This is a genomic window from Aeromonas sp. QDB30 (assembly GCF_027707645.1).
Classification (GTDB): Bacteria; Pseudomonadota; Gammaproteobacteria; order Enterobacterales; family Aeromonadaceae; genus Aeromonas; species Aeromonas caviae.
Genome location: NZ_JAPCIY010000028.1, coordinates 25535 through 48705, shown reverse-complemented (window position 1 = coordinate 48705; position 23171 = coordinate 25535). Strand labels below are relative to the sequence as shown.

The window sequence follows — 23171 nt, the reverse complement described above, 5'->3', positions numbered from 1 at the left end:
GGGGCATGCAGTCGTGGCAAGCCCTCCGATGCCATATCGGCTCTTGAAGCTGGCTGAGGGTCATGGGTAATCAGGTACGCCTATGGTAAGCCGCCCCTGATCCTGCTGGGCCACCGCCTTGAGGGACTGGCCGGCTTCGGTCATGGCGCTTAGGATGCGACGGGCGTGCAGCAGAAACTGGTGACCCTGGGTGGTGAGGCTGACGCCGCGCGGGTTGCGCTCGAACAGGGCGCGCCGAGCTCGGTCTCCAGCTCGCGGATGGCGCTGGTGACCGCCGACTGGGAGATGTGCAGCTCGGCGGCTGCCCGGCTCACCGAGAAGCTGTCGGCCACCGCCACGAAATAGCGGATCTGGCGAAAGGTGAAGTTCATCTGGGCGTCCTGCCACGTGGGATCAAGGTGGGTGCCAGCTTAACCTCGAATCGCACCCAGACAAAAGGCGCTGTGATGGCGCCTTTGTCGTTGTTTTTACGGAAATTAGCGGGTTGTCACCGCCTCTGTGACCGGTACACGGTTCACTCCCTTGCCCAGATAGGCGAGGGTGATGGTCACTATGATGCAGGTGAAGCTGAGCCACATGTAGGGCAGGTAGTCGAGGGTCGCTACCCCGAGGACCCCGGCCATGAAGATGCCGTTGTCGCTCCAGGGCACCATGCCGCAGGTGAGGGTGCCGCCAAACTCGGCGTTGCGGGAGAGGTTCTTGCGCGCAAGCCCCAGTCTGTCGTAGTTCTTGGCCATGATCTTGGGGGTCAGGATCAGCGATACATACATAGCGGAACCGAACACGTTGGCCAGGAAGGCGGTGCCGATGGTGTGGCTGGTCAGGCTGCCGGCGCTGTTGATGCGCTTCTCGAAGGCACTGGCGATGACGGAGAGGATGCCGACCTTCTCCAGCAGACCGCCGAAGCCCAAGCCGAAGATGATGACGGCCACGGAACCCAGCATGGACTCCATGCCGCCACGGCCCAGGATGTTGTCGATGAAATCGACGCCTGAGGTGATGGCAAACGGGCTGTAGGCGGAGTGCATCGCCTTCACCGGATCCATGTCCTGGAAGACGATGGCCCAGACAAGACCCAGCAAGGCGCCGAAGCTGATCACCGGGAAGGCGGGCTTGCGGTTGGCCAACAGGCCCAGCACCAGCACCACGGGCACTATGGCCATGGGGGTGATGTTGAACTGCTTGTCGAGGGCGTCCATCACCAGATTGACCTGCTCCAGGCTGACGTTGCCGGAGTACTGCATGCCGACCACGGTGAACAGGGCGGCGGTGATGACGTAGGAGAACAGGCTGATGGGCAGCATCCCCTTGATGTGTTCCATCACGTCGACGTTGGACATGGTCGAGGCCAGCACCACGGAGTCGGAGAGCGGGGAGAGCTTGTCACCGAAGTAGACGCCGGAGAGCACGGCACCGGCTACCAGCGGCGCGGGTACCCCCAGGCTGTGGCCTATACCCATCATGGCGATGCCGGCGGTGGCCGCCGAGCCCCAGGAGGTGCCGGTGGCCAGCGAGGTGAGAGAGCAGATGATCAGGGTCGCCAGCAGGAAGATGGAGGGGTGTATCACCTTGAGGCCGAAGTAGATGATGCTGGGGACGATGCCGCCGGCAATCCAGGTGCCCACCAGGGCACCGACGGAGATCAGTATCAGGATGGCCCCCATCCCCTTGGCGACGCCGTCGACTGCCGCCTGTTCCAGGGATTTGTAATCATGGCCGAGCTTGATGCCGAGCCCCATGATGACGAACCAGGCGATGAACAGTGCCAGCTGGATTGGCAGATCCAGCACGCTGGTGAAGGAGAAGGCCAGGGCCAGGAAAATGGCCAGGCAGGCAAATACTTGCGACATGCCCGGCAATCGGATGTGGTGTTGTTGGTTTTGCATAGACGCTCCCTAAACTCTTGCTCGCCAAGGTCAGCCCCTCTCGTCCTGCGGATGTGTCGATCCCGAGAGGCTTACCAAAAGAGGGCGCAATCTACCATAAAGCGGAGGTGTAAAATCCCTGCTCATTCGGAAAAACAGCTTTAAAATTTTAAAATCCCACAAAATAGTTGATCTAATCGGCATTTTTCACTGTTCAATCGACACCGTTTGATAGCCGGAGATCCATAGGCAAGTTCGATTGCAGATGGCAACACCAAATATGATAATGGTTATCATTAATCTTTTTTCGGACCAATGCCAATGAACTGGATAGCACGCGCTCTGCTCTTGGCCGCCCTTCTGGTGGTGCTGGTCTGGGGTCAGGAGAAGGAATACGGGTTCTGGAGCCTGGGGTTCTTGCTGGCTGCCTGGGTCATGCTGGAACCCAGGCTGAGACCGGTGTTGATCCTGCTGCCGGTTGCGGGAATGACAGGGGTCGTCACTCTGCTCTGGCAGCAGGGCTGGCATTAAGCCTGGCGAGTGGGGACGGCCTGGATCTTGTCGTAGGCCTGGCGCAGGGAGGCGATGACCTTCTTCTCCATCTCGCTGCGTTCGGCGTCTGTCGTGAAGTAGATCATGTCGACATCGTGACGGATGTAGTGTGAGGGAAGCTGGTTGAGTGTCAGGCAGCAGAGGTCTGCCAGCTGATAGGGGGTCAATGTTCGAGCCAACCCCTGCTTTTCTATCTCCTTGAGCACCAGATGCTCATAGAAGTTGTGAATATCGGTATCCAGGATCATGGGAAAACCCCCGTGGTGGCGCAGCATCTTCAACAGCATAGCCATGGGGCATGAAAACACAAAAGGCCCGTTACTCTCGTAACGGGCCTTTGCAGAATGATGGTGCGAAGAGAGGGACTCGAACCCTCACATCCGTGGGACACTAACACCTGAAGCTAGCGCGTCTACCAATTCCGCCACCTTCGCACACTGATTTTCTCCAGCTGGTTTTTAAATGCGGTTGGAGCGCATTTTCTGCGTTTTACATGCCAGAAGCATGGTGCGAAGAGAGGGACTCGAACCCTCACACCCGGGGGGCACTAACACCTGAAGCTAGCGCGTCTACCAATTCCGCCACCTTCGCACATCGGGTTATCAGTCTGGATTTACATGCTGTCTGACAAAAGCATGGTGCGAAGAGAGGGACTCGAACCCTCACACCCGGGGGCACTAACACCTGAAGCTAGCGCGTCTACCAATTCCGCCACCTTCGCACATCGGTTATCAGTCTGAATTTACATGCCGTCTGATAAGAGCATGTTGCAGTATGGTGCGAAGAGAGGGACTCGAACCCTCACATCCGTGGGACACTAACACCTGAAGCTAGCGCGTCTACCAATTCCGCCACCTTCGCATCACTGCGGTGGGGGATTCTATAGAGTTTTGGGGGGGCGTCAACAGCCAAAGGGGACTTTTTTCGCTGTTGACGGATAAAGGCGTGCCAAGGGCACAAAACTTCAGCAATCGGCGTCAGACGGTGGCCAGCGCATCCTGATACATCTGTTCGTACAAGATGACGGAGTCTGCCCAGTCGAAGCGGGTGTTCATGGCGTGGTGCTGCACACGGGCAAAGCGTGCCGGTTCCTGCAGATAATGGAGCAAGCTGCGGCGCATGGCATCGAGCAAGGTGCTGGCAGTGGGATCGTTGAAGCAGAAACCGGTCGCGTGCGTCGGGTCGGCATCCCAGTCCACGACGGTATCTTTCAATCCGCCGACAGCCCGAACCAGGGGCAGGGTGCCATAGGCCAGACTGTACATCTGGTTGAGCCCGCATGGCTCGAACAGAGAAGGCATCAGGAAGAAGTCGGCGCCGGCCTCCACCAGGTGGGCCAGACGGTCGTCATAGGCATTGATGAAGGCAAACTTGTCGGGATGCTGCTGGGCAATGCTTTGCAACTGGGCGGCGAGAGAGGGATCACCGGAGCCCACGATCACTACCTGGACCTGATGTTGCAAGAACTTGTCTAGCGCCGGGATGAGCAGGTGTACTCCTTTCTGCTCGGTCAGTCGACACACCATGCCATAGATGGGGAGGTTGCCGACGGGGAGCCCCGTCTCCTGCTGCAGGATGCGCTTGCAGGTGTGTTTGCCATCCAGGTTGTCGGCATCATAGGTGGCGGGCAACAGAGGATCGAAGGCGGGATCCCAGTCCTGATAGTCACAGCCGTTGAGGATGCCACGCAGGTCAGCAGCCCGCTGCTGGAATACGCTGGCCATGCCGTGAGCGCCCGGGTGCGTCAGCAGCTCGCTGGCGTAGTTGGGGCTGACCGCATTGATCTTGTCTGCGTAGAGCACACCGCACTTGAGCAGATTGATGTGACCATAGTCGTAGTTGATGCGCTGCTCGTAGTCGTGGATTTCCGGCACGGCCCAGAACTGCTGGCGATCGAATACCCCCTGAAAGGCCGCGTTGTGAATGCTGATGACCGACCGGGTGCGCTGGAAGAAGGGGTTGTGGGCATGACGGGTTTTCAGCAGCAGCGGCAGCAGACCGGTGTGCCAGTCGTTGCAGTGGGCGATGTCGGGAGCGAAACCCAGCTGTTCGCACGCATGCAGAGCCGCCGCGGCTAGAAAGGCAAAGCGTTCACCGTTGTCGGGATAGGCCTGGTTGTTCTCGGCATAGAGCTGGGGGCGGTCGAAATAGTGCGGGCAATCGAGCAGATAGACGCAGATCCCGTCCAGTTCCAGCTGATGGATGCGATAGCTGATATCACTGCGATCCTGGGGGGTGGGGAGCCAGCGCGAGGCGAGGAGGGTGGCCTCGTCCCGGCGCTTGATGGTCTTGTAGAAGGGCATAATGATGCGCACATCGTGCCCCTGACGGGCGAGATGCTGCGGCAGGGCCTTGGCCACATCCGCCAGGCCCCCGGTCTTCACCAGCCCCTCAACCTCCGAGGCTACAAACAGGATTTTCAGTGGGTTAATAGCCAACTCTTGCTCCCTTAGGTACCACGACGATACCGCCTTCGGATACGGTAAACCGCTCTCTGTCATGGTCCAGATTCTCACCGATCACGGTGCCGGGTGCAATTTCAACGTTTTTGTCGATGATGGCGCGGCGAATGGAGCAACCTTCGCCGATTTTCACATCCCCCAGCAGCACGGATTCACTGATGTGGCTGCAGGGGCCTATGTTGCAGCGAAATCCCAGTATGGATCGCTGGATCTGGCTGCCCTGAATGAAGCAGCCACCGGAGATCAGGGAGTTGGCGATCTTGACTTTGCAGTCGTCGGTATCGATGAAGGTGGCGGGGGGCAGGGGCGGGTAATGAGTGTGCAGCGGCCACTTGCGATTGTAGAGAGAGAAGGGGGCATCGTCGGCCACCAGGTCCATGTGTGCCTGCCAGTAAGAGTCGAGCGTCCCCACATCGCGCCAGTAGACGTTGGGCTTCTCGCCCGGGATCACGTTGGTGCTGTAGTCGTAGACGTAGACGGGGGCACGGGGGAACAGGCTGGGAATGATGTCCTTGCCGAAATCGTGACTGGAGTTCTCCTCGGCGGCATCCCGCTTGAGCTCCCGATAGAGGGCCTCGGTCTCGAAGATGTAGTTGCCCATGGAGACCAGGGCCTGGGTGGGGTCGCCGGGGATGTGTTTCGGGTGACGGGGCTTTTCTTCAAAGCCAATCATGCGCCCTTCCTGATCCACCTCGATCACCCCGAAGGCGCTTGCTTCCTCGATGGGCATGCGCAGTGCCGCGACGGTCAGGGCGGCCGCTTTCTGCTTGTGGAAGCTCACCATCTGGCTCACGTCCATCTTGTAGATGTGATCGGAGCCGAAGATGCAGACGTGTTCGGGGTCGGAGATCTCGATGAAGCGCAGGTTCTGGTAAATGGCGTCTGCGGTGCCGTCATACCAACGTTTGCCCATTCGCATCTGGGCCGGAATGGGGTCGATGAAGCGATCCGTGATGCCGACGATGTTCCAGCCCTTCTTCATGTGCAGATAAAGGGACTGGGACTTGAACTGGGTGAGTACATAGATGCGCAGGAAGTCGGCGTTGACGAAGTTGTTGAGCACGAAGTCGATCAACCGGTAACTGCCGCCAAAGGGCACGGAGGGTTTGCTGCGGGTGGTGGTCAGCGGTTGCAGTCGGGTACCTTCACCGCCTGCCAGTATCATGGTGAGTATGCCTGCCATCGTCGTTCTCTCCCTGAGATCATGATGTTGAAAAGGTTTTCATGTTGCTGCGAAAAAAACACCCCTAAAGGGGTGGTGAACGTTTTCTTGGTACCTTAACAGATCCCGTCTGGCACTCTCTACTTGTTTTATTACAACCGTTGCACTTCTTTAAGCTTTGCTCAGATACACCTTGAATTTGGCGTCGCCCGCGATCACCTCGGTCTGTTTGAAGTGCGCATCCAGTATAGGCTGGTATCGCAGGAAGGCATTGGCGACTATGGTCAGGGTGCCATTTGCGGTCAGGTACTCAGGTGCCTTTGCCAGGAAGGTTTCGGTGGCGGCGTAGAAGGTCTTGAGCCCGGCATGGAAGGGGGGATTCGAGACAATCTGTTGGAATGTTTCGGCAATGTCGGAATAGACATCGGAGGCATGAACACGTCCGCTCAGACCGTTGACCGCCAGGGTTCGGCGGCTGGACTCCAGTGCCAGGGCATTGATATCCACCATGGTGACAGCCAGGGCCGGGTTGCGCTTGGCCAGCACGGAACCGATGACGCCGGCGCCGCAGCCAAAGTCGAGCAGCTTGCCCGTTACGGGGGGGAGGCTCGCCAGCAGCATCTGGGTGCCGAGATCCAGGCCGTCTGCACTGAAGACCCCGGGCAGGGCCATGACGGTCAGGGTGGTGTCGCCCGCCTGGCACTCATAGCGACTGAACCAGGCGTCCAGCTCGAAGGGGACGACCGGTTTGTCGAGCGTGCCGTGGTAGAGAGAGCAGCGGCGCGCAGAGTCGCGCTTGATCGGTTTCTCGCCATAAGGTGCCAGCAGCTTGTCTGCTCCGTTGATGCCGCCCCGGTTCTCGCCGGCGAGGAACAGGTCGGCCCCGCTTTCGAGCAGCGGCGTCATCATGGCCAGCAGGTATTGCGCCTCGGCCTTGGCCTTGGGCATCAGCAGCAGCAGGGCATCGAATCGGGGGGCGCCACCCAGCTGGTGATCGAACAGGATGGCGTCTCCCAGAACGGCCTGCTGGGTGCGGTAATAGCAGTAATCCGTGGTGAAGACGGTCAGGCTTTGTGCCAGCTCGGCCAGTTGACGAGGATAATCATCCTCCAGGGCACCGCACACCAACAGCCGCTTGCCGACAAAGAGGGCTTGGTTACGTTCCAGCATCTGACTGACGGCACTGACAGGACGGCTCATTGGGTCTCTCCACGCATTTTTGGGCGGCCATTATACATGGCCGCTTTCGCCTTGACATTTATGCCGTGTTCCCGAAATATGCCCAGACGCCTATTTACCCAGAGATGATGCAATGCGGTCATGCGTATCGAAACGAAAGCATAAACACAGCCTGACAATCGGGCCTGCTGGCGTGCGCGCGTAACCTCTCATCCCTGAGACGATTCAAGCCCCGGTAGCGACTCCCGTACCGGGGCTTTTTATTGACCAATCCATCTGTTTAGGAGAAGGAAATCCCATGTTTCAAGGTTCGATAGTTGCCCTGATCACCCCATTTCGACAGGGCCAGCTGGACGAGGCCGCACTGGCTCGCCTGGTGGAGTGGCACATAGAGCAAGGAACCCATGGCATAGTGCCGGTCGGCACGACCGGGGAGAGCCCGACCCTGACCCACGATGAGCATTGCCGCGTGGTGGAGCTGGTGGTCAAGCTGGTGGCCGGGCGCATTCCCGTGATCGCAGGTGCAGGCTCCAACAACCCGGTTGAAGCCATTGAATACACCCGCTATGCCGAGCAGATGGGGGCGGATGCCACCCTGCATGTGGCCGGTTACTACAACCGCCCCAATCAGGAAGGGCTCTATCACCACTTCAAGGCGGTGCACGACGCCACCACCAAACCCATCATCGTCTACAACATTCCGCCCCGCGCCATCGTTGACGTGCAGCCGGCGACCCTGGCCCGTCTGGCCGAGTTGCCGCGCATTGCTGGCGTGAAGGATGCCACCGGTGATCTGGCCCGCCCCTGGGTTGAACGCCAGCTCATCAAGAAGCCGTTTGCCTGGCTCTCCGGTGAAGACGCCACCGCCGTGGCCTACAACATCGGTGGTGGCCAGGGTTGCATCTCGGTGACGGCCAACGTGGCCCCCAAGCTGGTGGCCGAGGTGCAGAACCTGGCGCTGGCCGGTGAGTGGCAAGCTGCCCGCGAATTGCAGGACAAGCTCATTCCGCTGCACCAGGCCATGTTCGCCGAGCCGAGCCCCGCAGGGGCCAAGTATGCGGTCTCCCTGCTGGGTCTGTGCAGCGAAGAGTGCCGTCTGCCGGTGATGCCGCTCTCCGAGGCCACCCGCGAGCGCATCCGCAGTGCCATGCAGGCATTGAATCTGTTGTAAAAACTGGGCTCTGGATCTCGCTTTTGATTGCCCGGTCAATTAATGGCCGGGCTTTGCCGATATACTCGCTTGGATACAACCAAGGATGATTTGGCATGGAAGAATGGGATCCGGAGCACTTCACCAGTTTTGAACATCTCTGTGAAGTGACCTTGTCTGCGGTCAGGGAAAAAACAGAGGCTGAACAGATCTATCTGTGGCTGCGTGCTCCGACGCCCCAGCTCTATCACTATCGCCCGGAACAGGGTCTGCTCTGCCTGAGCGCTGACATCCTCTCTTCCCTCGAGTTGCCCATCCTCTTCATCGAACGTTCCCTTGCGCTCGGCCAGTTGCTGGTGGAGCCCATCGCGCCGACCCGTGCCATCTGGGAGCGGGAGAGCGTCGAACCCGAGATCCCGCGCCTGCGCGCCAGCTTCCCCCTCAAGCGTCACAAGGGGCTGGAGGCCGTGGTCTATCTGGAAACCCGCCGTCGTCTCGATCGCCTGCCAAGACGCCAGCAGCAGAGCATCCAGCTGCTCATGCATTATCTCGCCGCCGAGCTCGAGAGTCGGCGACTCGCGGGACAGGTGGATCTGGAGCGGGATCAGCGGCTCCACACCCAGGCAGACCTCGTGCGCAGCCAGGCCCTGCAGGACTCTTTCCTCAGCATGCTGCAGGCGCTGCATCAGGTGGGGGTCAAGCTCTCCCGCTGCGAGAGCGAGGATCGTTTGCTGCACGACGCGGTGGCACTGGCACGCCAGGAGTTGCAGTTCGATCGCATCGCCATTTTCCTGACTGACAGTGAATTCAAGACCATGCACGGTACCTGGGGTACCAACGAGGCGGGTGAGCTCATCGACGAGCGCCATTTCATCAGCCCCATTCCGGATCACCCCACGGTGCAGGAGGCGCTGCGTCGCAAGGACTATGTCCTGGTGCTGGAGGACACGCCTCTCTATTACGAGAAGCAGGAGGTGGGTCGCGGCTGGAACGCCATGGTGTCGCTCTGGGACGGGAGTACCCCCATCGGCTGGATCGCCGCCGACAACCTGCTCTGGCGGCGCCCCCTCAAGGCGTATCAGAGCGAGATCTTCAAGCAGTATGCCGCCGTGCTCTCCCAGTTGCTGATCCGCCAGCGCACCCAGGAGAAGCTTGAGCGCTTCAATCGGGAGCTGGAGCTGAGGGTGCAGGAGCGGACCCGGCAACTGGCCGATACCAACCGGGCGCTGGAGGAGGCCAACCGGCGTCTCTCCCTGCTGTCTCTGGAAGATCCCCTGACTGGCATCGCCAACCGCCGCCAATGGGACATCACCATGGAACGGGAGTGGGAGCGGGCTCGCCGCCATCAGGGGGTGCTGGCGGTGCTGATGATCGATGTGGACGAGTTCAAGTCCTACAACGATCACTTCGGCCACGGCAAGGGGGATCAGTGCCTGCAGCGGGTGGCGGCACTGCTGCAGGACACCGAGCGGCGGCGCACCAACCTGGTGGCCCGCTATGGGGGGGAGGAGTTTGTCATCCTGCTGTGTTCACCGCAGCCGGGAGAAGCGGAGCGGCTGGCGGAGCAGATCCACCACGGCCTTGACGCCTTGCAGATTCCCCATCCGGCCTCCCGGGTGGCGGCGACACTCACCGTCAGCATCGGGTTCAGCTATCTGGTCCCGTCATCGGACAAGGAGTGGCAAACCCTGACCGAGCAGGCGGATCGGGCGCTCTATCACGCTAAATCCCAAGGGCGGGCCTGTACCCTGGCCTATCGCTGACACCTGCGTGGGGGCTGCCTGCCCGGCATCAGATCCACGCCGCCCTGTATAAATGAGGTGGCAAGCGTTTCTCGCCATCTGGCGCATGGCGATGCGCCCGCGCTCTGGCTAGAATGGGGGCCCATTTTTCACAGACAGATCCTGCACCATGACCCTATCCGGATTTCAAGGCCTGGTTTTCGACCTCGACGGCACACTGGTGGACTCCATGCCCTTGCACCTGGCCGCCTGGGAGCACACCGCCCGCGAGTTTGGCTTTCGGTTCGACGCCGACTGGTTTTATGAGCTGGGAGGCATGCCCAGCCGCAAGATAGCCCTGCTGGTGGCCGAAGTGCAGCAGATCGCGCTGGATCCTCTGGTGGTGACACGCTGCAAGACCGAACACTATGTTGCCAACCTGCACAAGGCCACCCCCTTCCCGGCCATGCTGGATCTGGTGGAACGCTATCACGGCCGGATCCCCATGGGCATAGGGACAGGCTCTCCCCGTATCAATGCCGAAGCGGTGCTGCGCAACACAGGGCTGGATCGGTATTTCCCCGTGGTGGTCACCGCCGACGACGTGGAGCTGCACAAACCCCATCCAGACACCTTCCTGCTGGTGGCGCGACGCCTGGGTGTCGAGCCCGGTCAATGTCTGGTGTTCGAGGATACGGGCATAGGCGCACAGGCCGGTGAAGCGGCCGGCATGCAGGTCTGCATGGTCAGAGAGGGAAAACCGGTCGGGTTGACCTACTGAGTAACGAAGACGAGCGGGTCAACAACCGGCTCGGGAGAGAAGCCCCACTCTCATACGGGACAGGCGAAACATGAGAGTGGGGAACAGGTGTCACTGGCTGACGCAGCGACACCGTCAGGATGGGCAGTGGCGAGATTTACTGCTCGCTGCCACCACCCTGGTTGTCGTCATAACGGCTGGGGGCGCCATGGGGGCGCGGCGCCATGGAAACCCGTGGCTTGCGGGCCCGCTGGATGCTGACGGCAGGACGGCCGGAGTGCATGGCAATGGTGGAAATCTTGGCCTTGTAGACCAGTTGCTGATTGCCATGGGCATCGGTCAACAGCACGCTGTACTGGTCAAAACCGCTGATGGTCCCCTCCAGCTTGATGCCGCTCACCAGGAAGATGGCGACCTGGCTACGGTTTTTGCGCAACCAGTTGAGGGCAGAATCTTGCCCGTTCCCGAGGGAGAAGGCCTGCTCGATAGTGGAGTAGCTTGGGGATTCAGTTGTCATAAATTATTGTCCCGCGGAAAAAAAGTGGCGTTTGATTGTGCTAAATGGTCACTGCCTTGTCAAAGTCATTCTCACACCCGGGCAGGATGGACAACGACAGGGCTGGTCGGCAGGGGCCACTGCTGCAATAATTGGCGGCTCTGGCCCCGTGGCGGGCCTCATGCTGGGGTCTTATCTTGCATCCGGTTTCACACCAACATCCACCCACCTATACCCATGACGCGACCGCCTGCGAAGAGTGTGACCTGCTGGTGCCGGCCACCGAGCTGGCCGTGGGGGAGACGAGCAGTTGTCCGCGCTGCGGCCATACCCTGACTCGTCATCTGCCGGAGCAGGAGCGCAGGCCCATCGCCTATGGCTTTGCGGCCATCATCATGTTCGTGCTCTCCAACGCCTTTACCTTCATGTCGTTCTCGGCCAAGGGGGTGGGGCAGGAGATGACCTTCCTGCAGTGCATCACCACCCTGGTGGATCAAGGCTACCTGTTCCTCGGGGCCGTGCTGAGCATTACCCTGATCGGGTTGCCGCTGGTCTATATCGGCTCCATCATGCTGGTGCTGTGGCGCCTGGACAAGGATCTGCACAGCAAGGCCCTGCGCTCCCTTGGCCGCCTGCTGTGCCGGATCAAGCCCTGGCTGATGGTGGACGTCTTCCTCATCGGCGTGCTCATCTCTCTGGTGAAGCTGATGGGGATGGCCGACATCAAGATGGGGCTGTCGTTCTGGGCCTTCGTTGGCTACACCCTGCTGCTCATCAAGATGATCTCCTCCCTGGATCGGATGTGGCTGTGGCAGCGACTGTTCGGTCCGACGGCGGCGAGGGAGCTGGATCCCGAGGAGAGCGCCCTGTCGTGCGGTCTGGTGGGCTGTCACATCTGCGGCGCCCTGAACGAGCAGGATGCCCATAGTTGCGTTCGCTGCGGGGATCACCTGCACAGCCGCAAGCCGGGTGGTCTGAACCGCACCTGGGCCCTGCTGATCACTTCGGTGATCCTCTATATCCCAGCCAACCTGTATCCCATCATGGACACCGTGTTCCTGGGGGATGACAGCCCCTCGACCATCATGGGCGGGGTGGTGCTGCTGTGGGCCATGGGCTCCTACCCCATTGCCGCCGTCATCTTCTTCGCGAGCGTGGTGGTGCCGCTGGTGAAGATCCTGGCGCTGCTGTGGCTCTGCTACGTGGTGCAGCGCGGCCTGGGGGCATCTCCCCTCGGCAAGCTCAAACTCTATCGCATGACCGAATTTGTGGGGCGCTGGTCGATGATCGACGTCTTCGTGGTGGCCATCCTGGCCGGTCTCATCCGGCTCGACAATCTGATGACCATCTACCCTGGCCCTGCGGCCGTCGCCTTTGCCGGGGTCGTACTGGTCACCATGGTGGCTGCCATGAGTTTTGATTCCCGCCTGATCTGGGATTTACAACAAGGAGAACGCGAACGTGAGTGAGCGTAAGACAAGGTGGAAACCGGGCTCTGATTTCATGAGTTCGGCTGCCGCTATCTGGATGGTGCCCTTGCTGGCCCTCTTCATCGGCGCCTGGATGCTGTTCCAGCACTGGTATTCACAAGGGCCGAGCTTCACCCTGACGGTGGCGACCGCCGAGGGCATAGTGGCGGGCAAGACGGTGATCCGTTCTCGTGAAGTGGAGGTGGGCCGTATCGAGACGGTGGAGCTCAGCGAGGACTATAGCCATGCCGTGCTCAAGGCTCGCCTGACCAATGCCGCCGCCGGCATGCTCAAGAAAGACAGCCAGTTCTGGGTGGTCAAGCCCAGGGTCGGGCGTGAGGGCGTTTCCGGTCTTGGCACCTTGCTCTCCGGTGCCTATATCGAGCTTTCTCCCGGCAAGAAGGGCAGGGCGCGAAGCGAATACGCCATGCTGGACAGGCCGCCCTTGACATCCCTGGATGCCAGGGGATTGCGGCTATCCCTGTCCAGCCGGGATGCCAACGCGCTGGGCGCGGGTTCCCCCATCAGCTATCAGGGATTCACCATCGGTCAGGTCGAAGAGGCCAAATTCCTGCCCGAGAAGAGCGAGATGCAGTACCAGCTCTTCATCAACGCGCCTTATGACGTCCTGGTGAGCAGCAACTCCCGGTTCTGGTTGACGCCCGGCTTCGAGGTCTCCATGAGCAGCGAGGGGATGAAGGTGAAGATGGACTCGCTGGAGAGCCTGATCAACGGCGGCATCACCATGGGGCTGCCTCCCGGCTGGTTGCCGGGGGAGCCGGTGAAACAGAACGACGAGTTCGTGCTGTTCAAGGACGAGGAGAGCGTGCTGGCCGGTAGCCTGGATCAGTTCATCGACTATGTCTTCCTGTTCGACAATGACGTGGGCGGGCTGCATCCCGGCGCGGCGGTACAGTATCGCGGCATCCGGGTCGGTACCGTCATCTCGGCTCCCTATCTCATCGACGACAAGGGCGTCCAGCTATTCAAGAGCCGGCAGATCCCGGTGCTGGCGCGCATCGAGGTGCAGCGTCTCTCCCACCGTTATGCCAATGCGGAGAAGGAGCAGTGGCGGGCCCTGTTCAACAAGCAGTTCAAGGAAGGGCTGAGGGCCAGCCTCAAGACCGCCAGCCTGCTGACGGGGGGCAAGGTGATCGATCTGAACTTCTATCCGGATGCGCCTGTCTATCAGCCGCTCAAGATGGCGGGCTATCAGGTCTTCCCGACTGCCCAGGCCGGTCTGGATCAGATCGAGCGCAAGGTGAACCTCATCCTCGACAAGTTCGTCGACATGGACATGGCCACCACCCTCACTCAGGTCAACAGCACCCTGATGACACTGGACAAGACGCTCAAGCATGTCAGTGCCGTGAGTGCGAATCTGGAGCAGTTTACCGGTCAGCAGTCGACCCAGCAGTTGCCGGCCTCCCTCAACCAGAGCCTCAAGCAGTTGCAGGAGACGTTGCAGACCTATGATGCCGGTTCCCAGACCAATCAGGAGCTGCGTCAGTCGGTGCAATCACTCAACCAGCTGATGAGTGAGTTGCAACCTCTGGTCCATTCACTGAACGAGCAGCCGAGTTCGCTGATCTTTGACCGCGCTCGTCCGCGGGATCCCGAGCCCAAGCGAGGAAAATGATGAAAAAACGGATGATGACGCTGGCCTTGCTGGGCCTGCTGGCGGGATGTGGCAGTGCGCCGACGACGCTGCATTACTATTCGCTGGATGCTGACACGGCGCCGTCGAGTGTCACCACGGCGCAGCCGCAGCACCAGTTGGTGCTGCGCCCCGTCGCCCTGTCCGGTCAGCTTGACCGGATGAGCCTGGTCTATCAGCTGGAGGGCAAGGAGTTGCACTTTGCCGAGTACCATCGCTGGGCAGGTTCCCTCGATGCCCAGTTGAACCAGTTGACCCTCAATGGCCTCTCCAGCCGCTTGCCTGGCTGGGTGGTGCGTCAGGACGGGGCCCGCAAGGGGCCTGTGCTGAGCATCTCGGTCGAGCGTTTCCAGGGGCGGCACGACGGCCGCGCCCTGCTCAGCGGTCGCTGGCGCCTGCTGACGGAGGAGGGGGTCGTGTTGAGAGATGTTCCCTTCCAGCAGGAGCGGGTGCTGCCTGCCGATGGGTATGGCGCCCTGGTGAACGAGCTGGGACAGGGCTGGCAACTGTTGCTCGATCAGATTGCGGCGGATGTACGCACGCGCATCTGAGGAAGCATAAAAAAAGACGGGAGGCCATGGCCTCCCGTTTTGTTTGGGGTCGTCGTTATTGCTGTACTTCCGAGACGCCCTGTACCTTGACCTCTACCCGGCGATCCGGGGCCAGGCAGACGATCAGCTCGCGCTTGGATTTGCTGGTGCAGCTGTCGCCGGTGACGGGAGACTGCTTGCCACGCCCTTCCACATTGACCTTGCCGGCAGGCAGCCCCTTGCCAATCAGGTAATCGGCCACGGTCCGGGCACGCTGCTCGGACAACTTCTGGTTGTAGGCCTCGGAGCCGATGCGGTCGGTATAGCCGATGACGGTGGCCGACCCGTCTTTGGGCCTGGCCTCTTCAATCTGGCTGTAGAGGGTATCCAGCGCCTGCCCGGCCTGGGGCTTGAGGGTGGCCTTGTTGAAGTCAAACAGCACGTCCGAGCTCAAGGTGAACTGCTTGTCGACCATCACGGGCTCGGGCGCGGGGGCGGGAGCAGCGACCGGCAGAGCCGGTGCAACCTGACCGAAGCGATAGACGGCGGCCAGGGAGAGCAGGCCGTTGTCCATGCGTAGGCCGGTATCGTCACGGCTGCCATACGGGGTGCTGTACTGGTATTCGAGGCGGGCTGCCCAATTCAGGCTCAGGGCATACTCCGCACCGAGCGCGCCGACGAAGGTGAAGCGGCTGTCGTTTTCCAGCTGATCGCTGTCGGTCCAGCCATAGCCGCCCCCGACACGGCCGTAAAGGTCCAGATTGTCCGCAACCGGGAACCCCAGTTTCAGCGTGAGCTGGGCCAGCTGGGCTTGCACGGAGTCATTGAAGGCCGCGCCATTGCGGGTGCCGCTGTACTTGAGCTTGCCAAGGTAGTCATAACCCAGTTCGACACCCAGATTCTGGTTGATCTGGTAACCGGCGAAGGCACCGGCGCCGACTTCATCGTCGTCTTTGTCGGTGATGGCGATGGAATTGCTCTCATCGACACCGTAGAAGTTGGACCAACCCAGTTTGGCACCGCCATACCAGGTGTTGTCTTGTCCGGCTGCCTGGGCGTTGGCCGCAAGCAAGCCTGAAACCAGCAAGGTAATCAGTGTTTTGTTCATAGATGCCTCTGCAATCTTGTGTGTGGGGAGCGCGAATTCATGTCGCCTCGCCTCGTGGGTTGGGCCTGTGTTCGACCACAACACGTTTAAACGTAGCTCGCTTTTCTCGATCTACAAGCAACTGATATAAAACATATTGTGATATCCATCTGCATCATAGTGGAGACAGAAGACCGCCGGGGAACCGTGACTCGAATCTGTGATGGGTGTCATATGGATTGCTTGCCCTTGTCGGCAAGAGGGCCGGCTAGGCGCCGGCCCTGGCAGGATGGCCTCCGTTATCGAGGGAGGAATTCGTACTCCTGTTCGATGAAGGCGGCAGCCCGCTCGCTCAGGGCGGCGTGTACCACTGTGGTGGGGTGGACCTGGTCCCAGAACATCTTGCCTTCACAGTTCAGCTCGCCCGCACTGCGGCGCGCCATGGGCGTTGCGACGGCCTGAGCCAGCAGAGGGTTGCCGGCGATGGCAAGGCGCTCCTCGGGATTGAAGGGGGCCAGTCGACTGTCGGTGGCGGCGCTGCGGGAGGCGAACGGCTTCCACACATAGCCGCCGCCATAGCAGGCGTGTTCGGTGTCGCTCAGGCCGAAGTTCTGTGGCTCGCGCAGCATCTCGGCGAACTGCTTGTCGATCTCGAACAATTTCACCATGCCGGTGGGAGCCAACTGGCGTGCCAGATTCAGCAGCAGCTGGTTGTGGTAGGCGGAGACATGGCTGGCTGCCTCGACCACTTTCTGGCTGCGGGCCGAGGGGTTCTGGCCCAGATCCGGCAGGTTGAACAGCAAGATCTGCTTGGCACCGTTCAATACCATGCGGTTGGCCGCATCGCTGATGGCGTCGCGCACCCGCTTGGCATCCTGCTCGGTGTTCCAGCCATAGGCCAGGTAGTCGTTGGCACCGACCCAGAGGATCACCAGATCGTCGGGCTTGAAGCCATCCTTTTGCAGGAACTGGGTCACCTCGTAGTCCAGGTTGTTGATGACCTGATACTTGGGGTTCCAGGAGATCTTGTTGTAGGCCACGGCAGTGGCGCCCCCTTCCGCCTCGTTGGCGATGGCGAGGCCCGGGAAGTGCTGGGTGAGCTGCTCCAGCCAGACCGGGCCGTTGGAGAAGCGGCCCTGATGGTAAGGCGGGCTGGAGGGGAGGTAACCGCGCATCTTGTCGTACATCTTGCCGGTATCGGAGAGGCTGTCGCCGAACATCACGATGCGGGAGAAGGGGGGACGTGTCTCGGCGGCATGGGCCGTGAGGGCGAAGAGACCCAATAAACACAAAAGCCATTTGTTCATGTAGCTGTTCTCATGGATGGGGCAGGGCGGGCCTGCGGGCTGTTCCTCGATGGCGGCGGGCTGGGAACCCGCATGGCCAGGTGAAAAGGTATCCACTCGAATACATTTTTGCAGCATGCCGTGGCCATTTAATCGCTTGCGATCACATCACTCCTCCCTGAATGGGGAGGCTTCACGTTTGTTTCACGCGCCCCCGGGCAAGATGCCCTCATACAGCAAAGACAGGAGCATGAAATGAACAACGCAAAAGCAATCGCCCTGGTGGCCCTGATGTCCGTCTCTTCTTTCGCCATGGCGGCCTACACCGGCCCCAAGGAGCAGAACAAGGTATCGGTCGCCCAGTTGAAAGACGTGGCCGATGATCAGTGGGTGACCCTGGAAGGCAAGCTGGTCAAACACCTGGGTGGCGAAAACTACCTGTTCCGTGACGACAGCGGCGAGGTGGAAGTGGAGGTGGACGGTGACGTGTGGCGCGGTACCGAGGTAGGCCCTGACGATCTGATCCGCGTGCGCGGCGAGGTGGACCACAGCTGGAACAAGACCGAAGTCGAGGTGGAACACCTGGAGAAGGTGGGGGCTGCGCCCCTGAGCAAGGGTGGCTTCATCGCCAAGTAAGCTTTCTGGCCACAGTAAATGAGAAGGGCGCTCCAGGAGCGCCCTTCTTGCATGCCATCAGCCAGCCCGGCTTGCGACGGTTCGCTTGAACCCCTTCTCGGCCTGATTGACCTTGTAGAGATAGCGGCGAGCCTCTGCCTTGGGATGTTGTTCGGTCAGTACCTGATAGACGGCCTCGGGGGAGAGGCGGTTGATCATGCCGGGGGCCGCCTTGCGATCGTTGGAGAAGGTGTTGAGCACCCCTCCGGCACCACCGTTGTAGGCGGAGATCACCGCATAGCGGCGGGACTGGGGATCCTGGATATCCGCCAGATAGACGGTCTGCAGCAGGTGCAGGTAGGCGGTCCCCACATCGATGTTGTAGGCCGGATTGAACAGATCTTCCCTGGTCGGCTGGCCATCCTTGCCCTTGACCCTTACATAGACATCCCGCCCAGCGGTAGCCGGGATCACCTGCATCAGGCCATAGGCGTTGGCGTGGCTGACCGCATAGGGGTTGAAGCTGCTCTCGGTCTTGATCACCGCGTAGATGAGACTCTCGGCGACCCCGTACTTGCGGGAGGCATCGCGGATGATGCTGGCGTATTTGTAGCCGCGCCTGTCTTCGTGGTTGGCCACCATGGGAATGTCGATGAAGAAGATGTTGCGGATCCCGAGGGTGCGCTTCTTCATCGCGTTGGCGATCAGATAGTCGGCATAACGCTCTGCACGCCAGCTGGAGCGGATCGCTTGCCCCTGGTTGTCCAGCACCTGGCCATAGAGGAAGGGCTCGCCACCTGGCATGATCTCACGGTCCGAATAGAGGTCGACCTCTGCCGGATCGTCCGGGGTCAGCAGGGTTTCGATGATGGCGCGACGCAGGTGGGCACGGGGATCCAGACCCGAGACGGTCTCCACCATGATGTGACCGCTGGAGAAATCGATGTGGGCGCGGCTCTTGTACTGATCCGTGTATTTGACGTAGTCAAACTTGCCCGCGAACAGCGCCTCGCGCCCCCATATCTCGTTCACGTTATGGGAGAGCGCACTGATCATGTGTTCAAAACCGCGCACGTCCTTGCCGTTGACCAGATCATCATCGCCACTCCCGCTGGTCTGGGGTGTGGATGAACAGGCAGAGAGAAACAGCAGGGCGCACAGCAGCCCAAAAAAACGACCCATAAGATCCTCAAACCGGGCGGTGGGGCCGCCCGTCACTGACTGGCCTGAGCCAGGATTGGTGTCACCCTGCGGCATGTCGACGACTCAGGGGGACGCTGGCCCTTTGACTCGATTCCCGCTCACTGGCTGGGAGGGGTGTAGCCGTCGATCTGGACTTCACCCGCGTCGAACAGATAGCTGACCATCTCTTTTTCCAGCAACTGGCGGTGCTCGAGATTCATCATGTTCAGCTTCTTCTCGTTGATCAGCATGACCTGCTTCTTCTGCCACTCGGTCCAGGCTTCCTTGCTGATGTTGTCGAAGATCCGCTTGCCGAGTTCACCGGGGTAGAGTTGGAAATCGAGACCCGGCGCTTCTTTCTTCAGGCGCAGGCAAAATACGGTACGGCTCATGTTGACCTCTGTGGTTGCAAGTCTGGTTGTAAGTCCGGGTAGGCGAGCAGACGGGCCGTGGCCGCCGCCAATCCCACCTCGGCAGGATGGCGTAAGTTATACCAGAGTCGGGTATCCGCTTCCATGAGCAGGGGGGCGGGCGGAACAGCCATTTCGATCAGCAAAGGGCGGATATCGAGGTGGAAGTGGCTGAAAGTGTGACGAAATCCAGCGAGCTCCTGATAGGCGGCATCCTCCAGCCCCAACTCCCGCAGTCGTCCGGTCACCTCGGTGAGGGATTCCACCTGCGGGAAGCAGTAAAGCCCGCCCCAGATCCCTTGCGGCGGACGCTTCTCCAGCAGCAGCTGATCGCCGTGGCGGATGATCAGCATAATGCCGTTGCGTGCCGGAATGCTCTTCTTCGGCTTGCTGTGAGGGTAGGCGGTGGGGTTGCCCTGCGACAGCCCCTGGCAATCGGCCTGCACCGGGCAGCGCTCGCAGGCGGGCTTGCTGCGGGTGCAGACGGTGGCCCCCATGTCCATCATGGCCTGGTTGTACTGGGCCACCCCTACGCGCGGGGTGAGGCGGGTCGCCAGCTCCCAGAGATCGTGCTCGACCTGCTTCTGGCCCGGCCAGCCCGCCAGCGCCAGCCAGCGGGTGAGTACCCGCTTCACGTTGCCATCCAGGATGGCGTGGGGTTGGCCCAGAGAGAGGGAGAGCACGGCCCCGGCGGTGGAGCGACCTATGCCGGGCAGGGCCATCACCTCTTCCAGTTGTTCCGGAAAGAAGCCGCCGTGCAGATCGCGGATCTGCTGGGCAGCCTTGTGCAGGTTGCGCGCGCGCGCGTAGTAGCCAAGCCCGGTCCAGTGATGCAGCACCTCGTCGATGGGGGCGTTGGCCAGGGCCAGCACGTCGGGGAAGCGTGCCATGAACCGCTCGTAATAGGGGATGACAGTGGCAACCTGGGTCTGTTGCAGCATGATCTCGGAGACCCAGACCCGGTAGGGGGTCTTGTCCTGCTGCCAGGGCAGGGTCTTGCGGCCGTGGATCTGGTACCAGTCCAGAATGCGGGTGGCGAAGGTGGTGTTGTCTGAGTGGCTCACAGTGTGCTCATGTTCTGATGATAAGTCCGCCCGCCATCAGGAGGGCGATCCCCGACCTGGCGCATGGCAAAGGTCGAGTGTAGGTTATTGATTAAAAAGGGGAGCTCTCGGGCTCCCTCAGAATGGGCGGTGACCCTCCCGGGGGAGGGCCACCGGATGCCGGCAGATCAGCCGCGCCAGTCTTGCAGCGCCTTGAGGCTGGCATACTGGCCGCCGACCTGCAGGACGATGTAGTCCTGGGCGATGGCTGCCAGGATGACACCGGGGGCGATCTCATTGCCCTCGCGCCACTCCCGTCCATTGAGTACCACGGCCCGCTTGGCCGGGTCGGAGGAGTAGTTGTGGGCACCATAGGTAAGGGACGGTACCTGCTGTTTCAGGGCCGGAGCCAGGGCGCCGAGGGGGATGGCACTGGTCTGGACCTGAGCCTGGGGCGCACTCTCTTCCACCAGCGGCGTGTTGTTGAGGGCGGCCATCAGCCGTTCTGCCAGACTCTGTCCCCCCTGGTTTGCGGTCGTCGCAGCCGGGGTTGCGGCAGGTCTTGGAGCGACCACGGGCTCCGGCAGGGGGGGCGGCAGCGGCCGGGTGATCATGGGCCTGGGTTCGACCCGCACGAAGGGGGGAGTCACCACTTCCTTCACTTCGACCTGCTGTTCCACGGGTTTGAGGTGATAGAGGTGCCAGCCATAGTTGGCGGCGGCGCCCATCACCAGGGCCAGGGGCACCAGGGCCCACCAGATCCAGCGGCGGTTGGGCTCCTCTTCCTGGCTCACGGGCAGACCCATGAGCGGCATATGGGGGGTGAACTGGGGCTGGTCGGCCCGGCGCAGGGCCTTGAGCAGGGTGGACATCAGGAGGCCTCCTCGACCATGGGGTCCGTCTCATCATCTGCCAGGCTGTCGAGATCGACCGGCGTACTGGCTCGCAGGGATTCATCCTCCAGCCTGGGCATGGGTTCGCCGGAGGCCACATTCAGCCGCAGCAGGGTGTTACTGCCGGCGATGCCGTCCGGGGTCAGTCCCTGCTCGCGCTGGAACTGTTGCAGCTTGTTCTTGAGGGTGGCATCGAATCGACTCACCTTGCGATCGGGTTGCTGCATGGCGCGGCTAAGGGCGTTGTCCAGCCACTGCACCTGGGCAGCCCCGGCATTGCTCGCTATCAGGGGCACGTTGCCTCTGGGCATGCGCCAGAGCAGGGTGTAGCTGCCGCCCCAGGCGTCGGAGAGCCACTGCCTGTCCACCTGCCAGCTCTGGTTGCCGATGAGCAGGGAAGCCTTGTCCGCCCCCAGGCTGACCAGGGTGGCGTAATAGAGGCCGCCGGTCTCGTCGGTGAGACTGATGAGGGCCGGGTATTGCAGCGCCTGCAATTGCGCCAGGGAGGCTTCTCCCTCCTGGCAGCGCAGGCCCGCACGGGGAGCATTGTCGCAGGTTGCCTCCTCCAGCTCGGCCTGGTAGCCCCATACCTTGTAGAGATTCTGCATGGCGACGTCCGGCTCCAGCGCCTGATTGATGGCGCGGGTCAGCTGGGCCTGCTGCTCCGGCGTGTCATCCACCTTGACCGGTACCTCGACCTTGACCAGGGGGCGGGCTGGGAAGAATCCGAAGAATTGCCAGCCCCACCAGCCGGTGGCGACCAGCAGGGCGCCCACCAGGGCGACCGTGAGGCCGGATTGCCAGCTTCCCTCGTCGCGAATGCCGCTCACCTCATACGCGGACTGGCTGATGTCCCCGTGCACTATCTTGTGGCTGCCACGGGCGAAGGCGGCGATGAGGGCGCGGTCGCAGATGAGGTTGATGAGACGGGGAATGCCCCCGGAGAGGCGATGCAGGGTCTGGATGGCCCTGGGGGTGAAGATGGGCTGGACGCAGCCTGCCACCTGCAACCGGAAGCGGACATAGGCATCCACATCCTGGCGCGACAGCGGCAGCAGGTGATAGCGGGCGGTGATCCGCTGCGCCAGCTGGCGCAGCAGGGGCTGGCGCAGCATCTGTTGCAGCTCGGGCTGGCCGATGAGCACCACCTGCAGCAGTTTCTTCTCGTCTGTCTCCAGATTGGTGAGCAGTCGCAACTGCTCCAGCACGCCGGGTAGCAGGTGCTGGGCTTCATCCACCAGCACCACGCTGCGCTTGCCTGCCGCCAGATTCGCCAGCAGATGATCCCGGATAAGGTCGAACAACTGCTTGAGGCTGGCCTCTTCGCCGTAGGGCAACTGGAATTCGTCGCAGATGGCGGCCAGCAGATCCCGCTCGGTCAGAGAGGGATTGAGGATGTAGGCGATCTCGGTGTCGGCGGGCAATTGCTGCAGCAGACAGCGGGAGACGGTGGTCTTTCCCGTACCCACTTCCCCGGTCAGCAGCACGAAGCCACCACCGTCCTGCAACCCGTAGTTGAGGTGGGCGAGGGCCTCCCCGTGACGCTCGCTCATATAGAGGTATTTGGGGTTGGGCGAGATGGAGAACGGGGGCTCCGACAGACCGAAGAACTGTGTGTACATAAGGATCCATTCCATTGTTATGGGCGGCAG

At 61.1% G+C, this 23171-nt stretch carries 20 protein-coding genes, 4 tRNA genes and 2 pseudogenes; 8 read left to right on the top strand and 18 right to left on the bottom strand.

Going from position 1 to position 23171, the window contains the following annotated elements; genetic code table 11:
* Positions 1 to 75: 75 nt before the first annotated feature.
* Positions 76 to 371 (bottom strand): annotated as a pseudogene (locus PG896_RS10810) (LysR family transcriptional regulator); the annotation flags it as partial.
* Between the two features lie 105 nt (positions 372 to 476).
* On the bottom strand, positions 477 to 1886 hold the full coding sequence (gene nhaC, locus PG896_RS10805; RefSeq protein WP_103243757.1) for a Na+/H+ antiporter NhaC: 1410 nt from the start codon (positions 1884 to 1886) through the stop codon (positions 477 to 479).
* 300 nt (positions 1887 to 2186) lie between these two features.
* On the opposite strand from nhaC, the gene PG896_RS10800 reads away from it, so the two are divergent.
* Entirely contained in the window at positions 2187 to 2396 is a 210-nt protein-coding gene (locus PG896_RS10800) for a hypothetical protein (protein WP_171865440.1), read from the top strand.
* Here the strand turns inward: PG896_RS10800 and PG896_RS10795 are convergent.
* From PG896_RS10795 to rsmC, 8 genes and pseudogenes are all read right to left on the bottom strand, one after another.
* Positions 2393 to 2665 (bottom strand): late competence development ComFB family protein, encoded by a 273-nt coding sequence (locus tag PG896_RS10795; protein WP_029314828.1) that lies wholly within the window; start codon positions 2663 to 2665, stop codon positions 2393 to 2395. The genes PG896_RS10800 and PG896_RS10795 overlap by 4 nt on opposite strands.
* 100 nt (positions 2666 to 2765) lie before the next feature.
* Positions 2766 to 2851, bottom strand: a tRNA-Leu gene (locus PG896_RS10790).
* Between the two features lie 71 nt (positions 2852 to 2922).
* Positions 2923 to 3008, bottom strand: a tRNA-Leu gene (locus PG896_RS10785).
* Positions 3009 to 3053: 45 nt separating this feature from the next.
* A tRNA-Leu gene (locus PG896_RS10780) sits at positions 3054 to 3138 on the bottom strand.
* 54 nt (positions 3139 to 3192) lie between these two features.
* Positions 3193 to 3278 (bottom strand) — tRNA-Leu (locus PG896_RS10775).
* Positions 3279 to 3394: 116 nt separating this feature from the next.
* Complete coding sequence (glgA, locus tag PG896_RS10770) at positions 3395 to 4855, bottom strand: glycogen synthase GlgA (RefSeq protein ID WP_029314827.1); 1461 nt, start codon at positions 4853 to 4855, stop codon at positions 3395 to 3397.
* Positions 4845 to 6065: pseudogene (gene glgC, locus PG896_RS10765) on the bottom strand (glucose-1-phosphate adenylyltransferase); the annotation flags it as partial. The gene glgA and the pseudogene glgC, both read right to left, overlap by 11 nt.
* A gap of 147 nt (positions 6066 to 6212) precedes the next feature.
* Complete coding sequence (rsmC, locus tag PG896_RS10760; RefSeq protein WP_113978206.1) at positions 6213 to 7241, bottom strand: 16S rRNA (guanine(1207)-N(2))-methyltransferase RsmC; 1029 nt, start codon at positions 7239 to 7241, stop codon at positions 6213 to 6215.
* A gap of 277 nt (positions 7242 to 7518) precedes the next feature.
* On the opposite strand from rsmC, the gene dapA reads away from it, so the two are divergent.
* The 3 genes from dapA to PG896_RS10745 all read left to right on the top strand — a co-directional run bounded on the left by dapA (position 7519) and on the right by PG896_RS10745 (position 10872).
* A complete protein-coding gene (dapA, locus tag PG896_RS10755; RefSeq protein WP_039040606.1) occupies positions 7519 to 8391 on the top strand; it encodes a 4-hydroxy-tetrahydrodipicolinate synthase in 873 nt (290 codons plus the stop codon).
* Positions 8392 to 8486: 95 nt separating this feature from the next.
* Positions 8487 to 10133: a sensor domain-containing diguanylate cyclase gene (locus tag PG896_RS10750; RefSeq protein WP_270835693.1), complete on the top strand. Its 1647-nt coding sequence runs from the start codon at positions 8487 to 8489 to the stop codon at positions 10131 to 10133.
* A 148-nt stretch (positions 10134 to 10281) separates the two neighbouring features.
* A complete protein-coding gene (locus PG896_RS10745; RefSeq protein WP_041211731.1) occupies positions 10282 to 10872 on the top strand; it encodes an HAD family hydrolase in 591 nt (196 codons plus the stop codon).
* Between the two features lie 136 nt (positions 10873 to 11008).
* Here PG896_RS10745 and hfq read toward each other — a convergent pair whose 3' ends face one another.
* A complete protein-coding gene (gene hfq, locus PG896_RS10740) occupies positions 11009 to 11368 on the bottom strand; it encodes an RNA chaperone Hfq (RefSeq protein WP_039040603.1) in 360 nt (119 codons plus the stop codon).
* Between the two features lie 176 nt (positions 11369 to 11544).
* On the opposite strand from hfq, the gene PG896_RS10735 reads away from it, so the two are divergent.
* The 3 genes from PG896_RS10735 to PG896_RS10725 are packed head-to-tail and all read left to right on the top strand — an operon-like array spanning position 11545 to position 15024.
* On the top strand, positions 11545 to 12816 hold the full coding sequence (locus PG896_RS10735; protein ID WP_270835692.1) for a paraquat-inducible protein A: 1272 nt from the start codon (positions 11545 to 11547) through the stop codon (positions 12814 to 12816).
* Complete coding sequence (gene pqiB, locus PG896_RS10730; RefSeq protein WP_049636119.1) at positions 12809 to 14455, top strand: intermembrane transport protein PqiB; 1647 nt, start codon at positions 12809 to 12811, stop codon at positions 14453 to 14455. Before PG896_RS10735 ends, pqiB begins: the two co-directional genes overlap by 8 nt.
* On the top strand, positions 14455 to 15024 hold the full coding sequence (locus PG896_RS10725) for a PqiC family protein (protein ID WP_039040600.1): 570 nt from the start codon (positions 14455 to 14457) through the stop codon (positions 15022 to 15024). Before pqiB ends, PG896_RS10725 begins: the two co-directional genes overlap by 1 nt.
* Positions 15025 to 15079: 55 nt before the next feature.
* Here the strand turns inward: PG896_RS10725 and ompA are convergent, their stop codons facing one another.
* Both ompA and PG896_RS10715 read right to left on the bottom strand, forming a co-directional pair.
* Entirely contained in the window at positions 15080 to 16111 is a 1032-nt protein-coding gene (gene ompA / locus PG896_RS10720; protein WP_049636118.1) for a porin OmpA, read from the bottom strand.
* Positions 16112 to 16389: 278 nt separating this feature from the next.
* A complete protein-coding gene (locus PG896_RS10715) occupies positions 16390 to 17397 on the bottom strand; it encodes an SGNH/GDSL hydrolase family protein (RefSeq protein ID WP_041211862.1) in 1008 nt (335 codons plus the stop codon).
* A gap of 234 nt (positions 17398 to 17631) precedes the next feature.
* Between PG896_RS10715 and PG896_RS10710 the strand changes: the two genes are divergently transcribed.
* The gene (locus tag PG896_RS10710; protein WP_039040598.1) at positions 17632 to 18012 is read left to right on the top strand and encodes a YgiW/YdeI family stress tolerance OB fold protein; all 381 of its coding nucleotides are present in this window, start codon (positions 17632 to 17634) and stop codon (positions 18010 to 18012) included.
* Between the two features lie 57 nt (positions 18013 to 18069).
* Here PG896_RS10710 and mltC read toward each other — a convergent pair whose 3' ends face one another.
* The 5 genes from mltC to PG896_RS10685 form a co-directional block, all read right to left on the bottom strand.
* Positions 18070 to 19173 carry a membrane-bound lytic murein transglycosylase MltC gene (mltC, locus tag PG896_RS10705; protein ID WP_010675743.1) on the bottom strand — a complete coding sequence of 368 codons (1104 nt, stop codon included), beginning with the start codon at positions 19171 to 19173 and terminating at the stop codon, positions 18070 to 18072.
* A 119-nt stretch (positions 19174 to 19292) separates the two neighbouring features.
* Complete coding sequence (locus PG896_RS10700; protein WP_010675742.1) at positions 19293 to 19565, bottom strand: oxidative damage protection protein; 273 nt, start codon at positions 19563 to 19565, stop codon at positions 19293 to 19295.
* Positions 19562 to 20647, bottom strand: coding sequence for an A/G-specific adenine glycosylase (gene mutY / locus PG896_RS10695; protein WP_128272543.1), 1086 nt, complete (start codon positions 20645 to 20647; stop codon positions 19562 to 19564). Before mutY ends, PG896_RS10700 begins: the two co-directional genes overlap by 4 nt.
* A gap of 167 nt (positions 20648 to 20814) precedes the next feature.
* Positions 20815 to 21498 (bottom strand): GspB family T2SS assembly factor variant ExeB, encoded by a 684-nt coding sequence (gene exeB, locus PG896_RS10690; protein ID WP_010675740.1) that lies wholly within the window; start codon positions 21496 to 21498, stop codon positions 20815 to 20817.
* A complete protein-coding gene (locus tag PG896_RS10685; RefSeq protein WP_201932993.1) occupies positions 21498 to 23141 on the bottom strand; it encodes an ExeA family protein in 1644 nt (547 codons plus the stop codon). Before PG896_RS10685 ends, exeB begins: the two co-directional genes overlap by 1 nt.
* Positions 23142 to 23171: the final 30 nt, after the last annotated feature.

Bases quoted from the DNA above. Each gene is read 5' to 3' on its own strand.
- nhaC (WP_103243757.1), bottom strand. From the start codon at position 1,886: ATGCAAAACCAACAACACCACATCCGATTGCCGGGCATGTCGCAAGTA.
- PG896_RS10800 (WP_171865440.1), top strand. From the start codon at position 2,187: ATGAACTGGATAGCACGCGCTCTGCTCTTGGCCGCCCTTCTGGTGGTG.
- PG896_RS10795 (WP_029314828.1), bottom strand. From the start codon at position 2,665: ATGATCCTGGATACCGATATTCACAACTTCTATGAGCATCTGGTGCTC.
- rsmC (WP_113978206.1), bottom strand. From the start codon at position 7,241: ATGAGCCGTCCTGTCAGTGCCGTCAGTCAGATGCTGGAACGTAACCAA.
- dapA (WP_039040606.1), top strand. From the start codon at position 7,519: ATGTTTCAAGGTTCGATAGTTGCCCTGATCACCCCATTTCGACAGGGC.
- PG896_RS10750 (WP_270835693.1), top strand. From the start codon at position 8,487: ATGGAAGAATGGGATCCGGAGCACTTCACCAGTTTTGAACATCTCTGT.
- PG896_RS10745 (WP_041211731.1), top strand. From the start codon at position 10,282: ATGACCCTATCCGGATTTCAAGGCCTGGTTTTCGACCTCGACGGCACA.
- hfq (WP_039040603.1), bottom strand. From the start codon at position 11,368: ATGACAACTGAATCCCCAAGCTACTCCACTATCGAGCAGGCCTTCTCC.
- PG896_RS10725 (WP_039040600.1), top strand. From the start codon at position 14,455: ATGAAAAAACGGATGATGACGCTGGCCTTGCTGGGCCTGCTGGCGGGA.
- ompA (WP_049636118.1), bottom strand. From the start codon at position 16,111: ATGAACAAAACACTGATTACCTTGCTGGTTTCAGGCTTGCTTGCGGCC.
- PG896_RS10715 (WP_041211862.1), bottom strand. From the start codon at position 17,397: ATGAACAAATGGCTTTTGTGTTTATTGGGTCTCTTCGCCCTCACGGCC.
- PG896_RS10710 (WP_039040598.1), top strand. From the start codon at position 17,632: ATGAACAACGCAAAAGCAATCGCCCTGGTGGCCCTGATGTCCGTCTCT.
- mltC (WP_010675743.1), bottom strand. From the start codon at position 19,173: ATGGGTCGTTTTTTTGGGCTGCTGTGCGCCCTGCTGTTTCTCTCTGCC.
- PG896_RS10700 (WP_010675742.1), bottom strand. From the start codon at position 19,565: ATGAGCCGTACCGTATTTTGCCTGCGCCTGAAGAAAGAAGCGCCGGGT.
- exeB (WP_010675740.1), bottom strand. From the start codon at position 21,498: ATGTCCACCCTGCTCAAGGCCCTGCGCCGGGCCGACCAGCCCCAGTTC.
- PG896_RS10685 (WP_201932993.1), bottom strand. From the start codon at position 23,141: ATGTACACACAGTTCTTCGGTCTGTCGGAGCCCCCGTTCTCCATCTCG.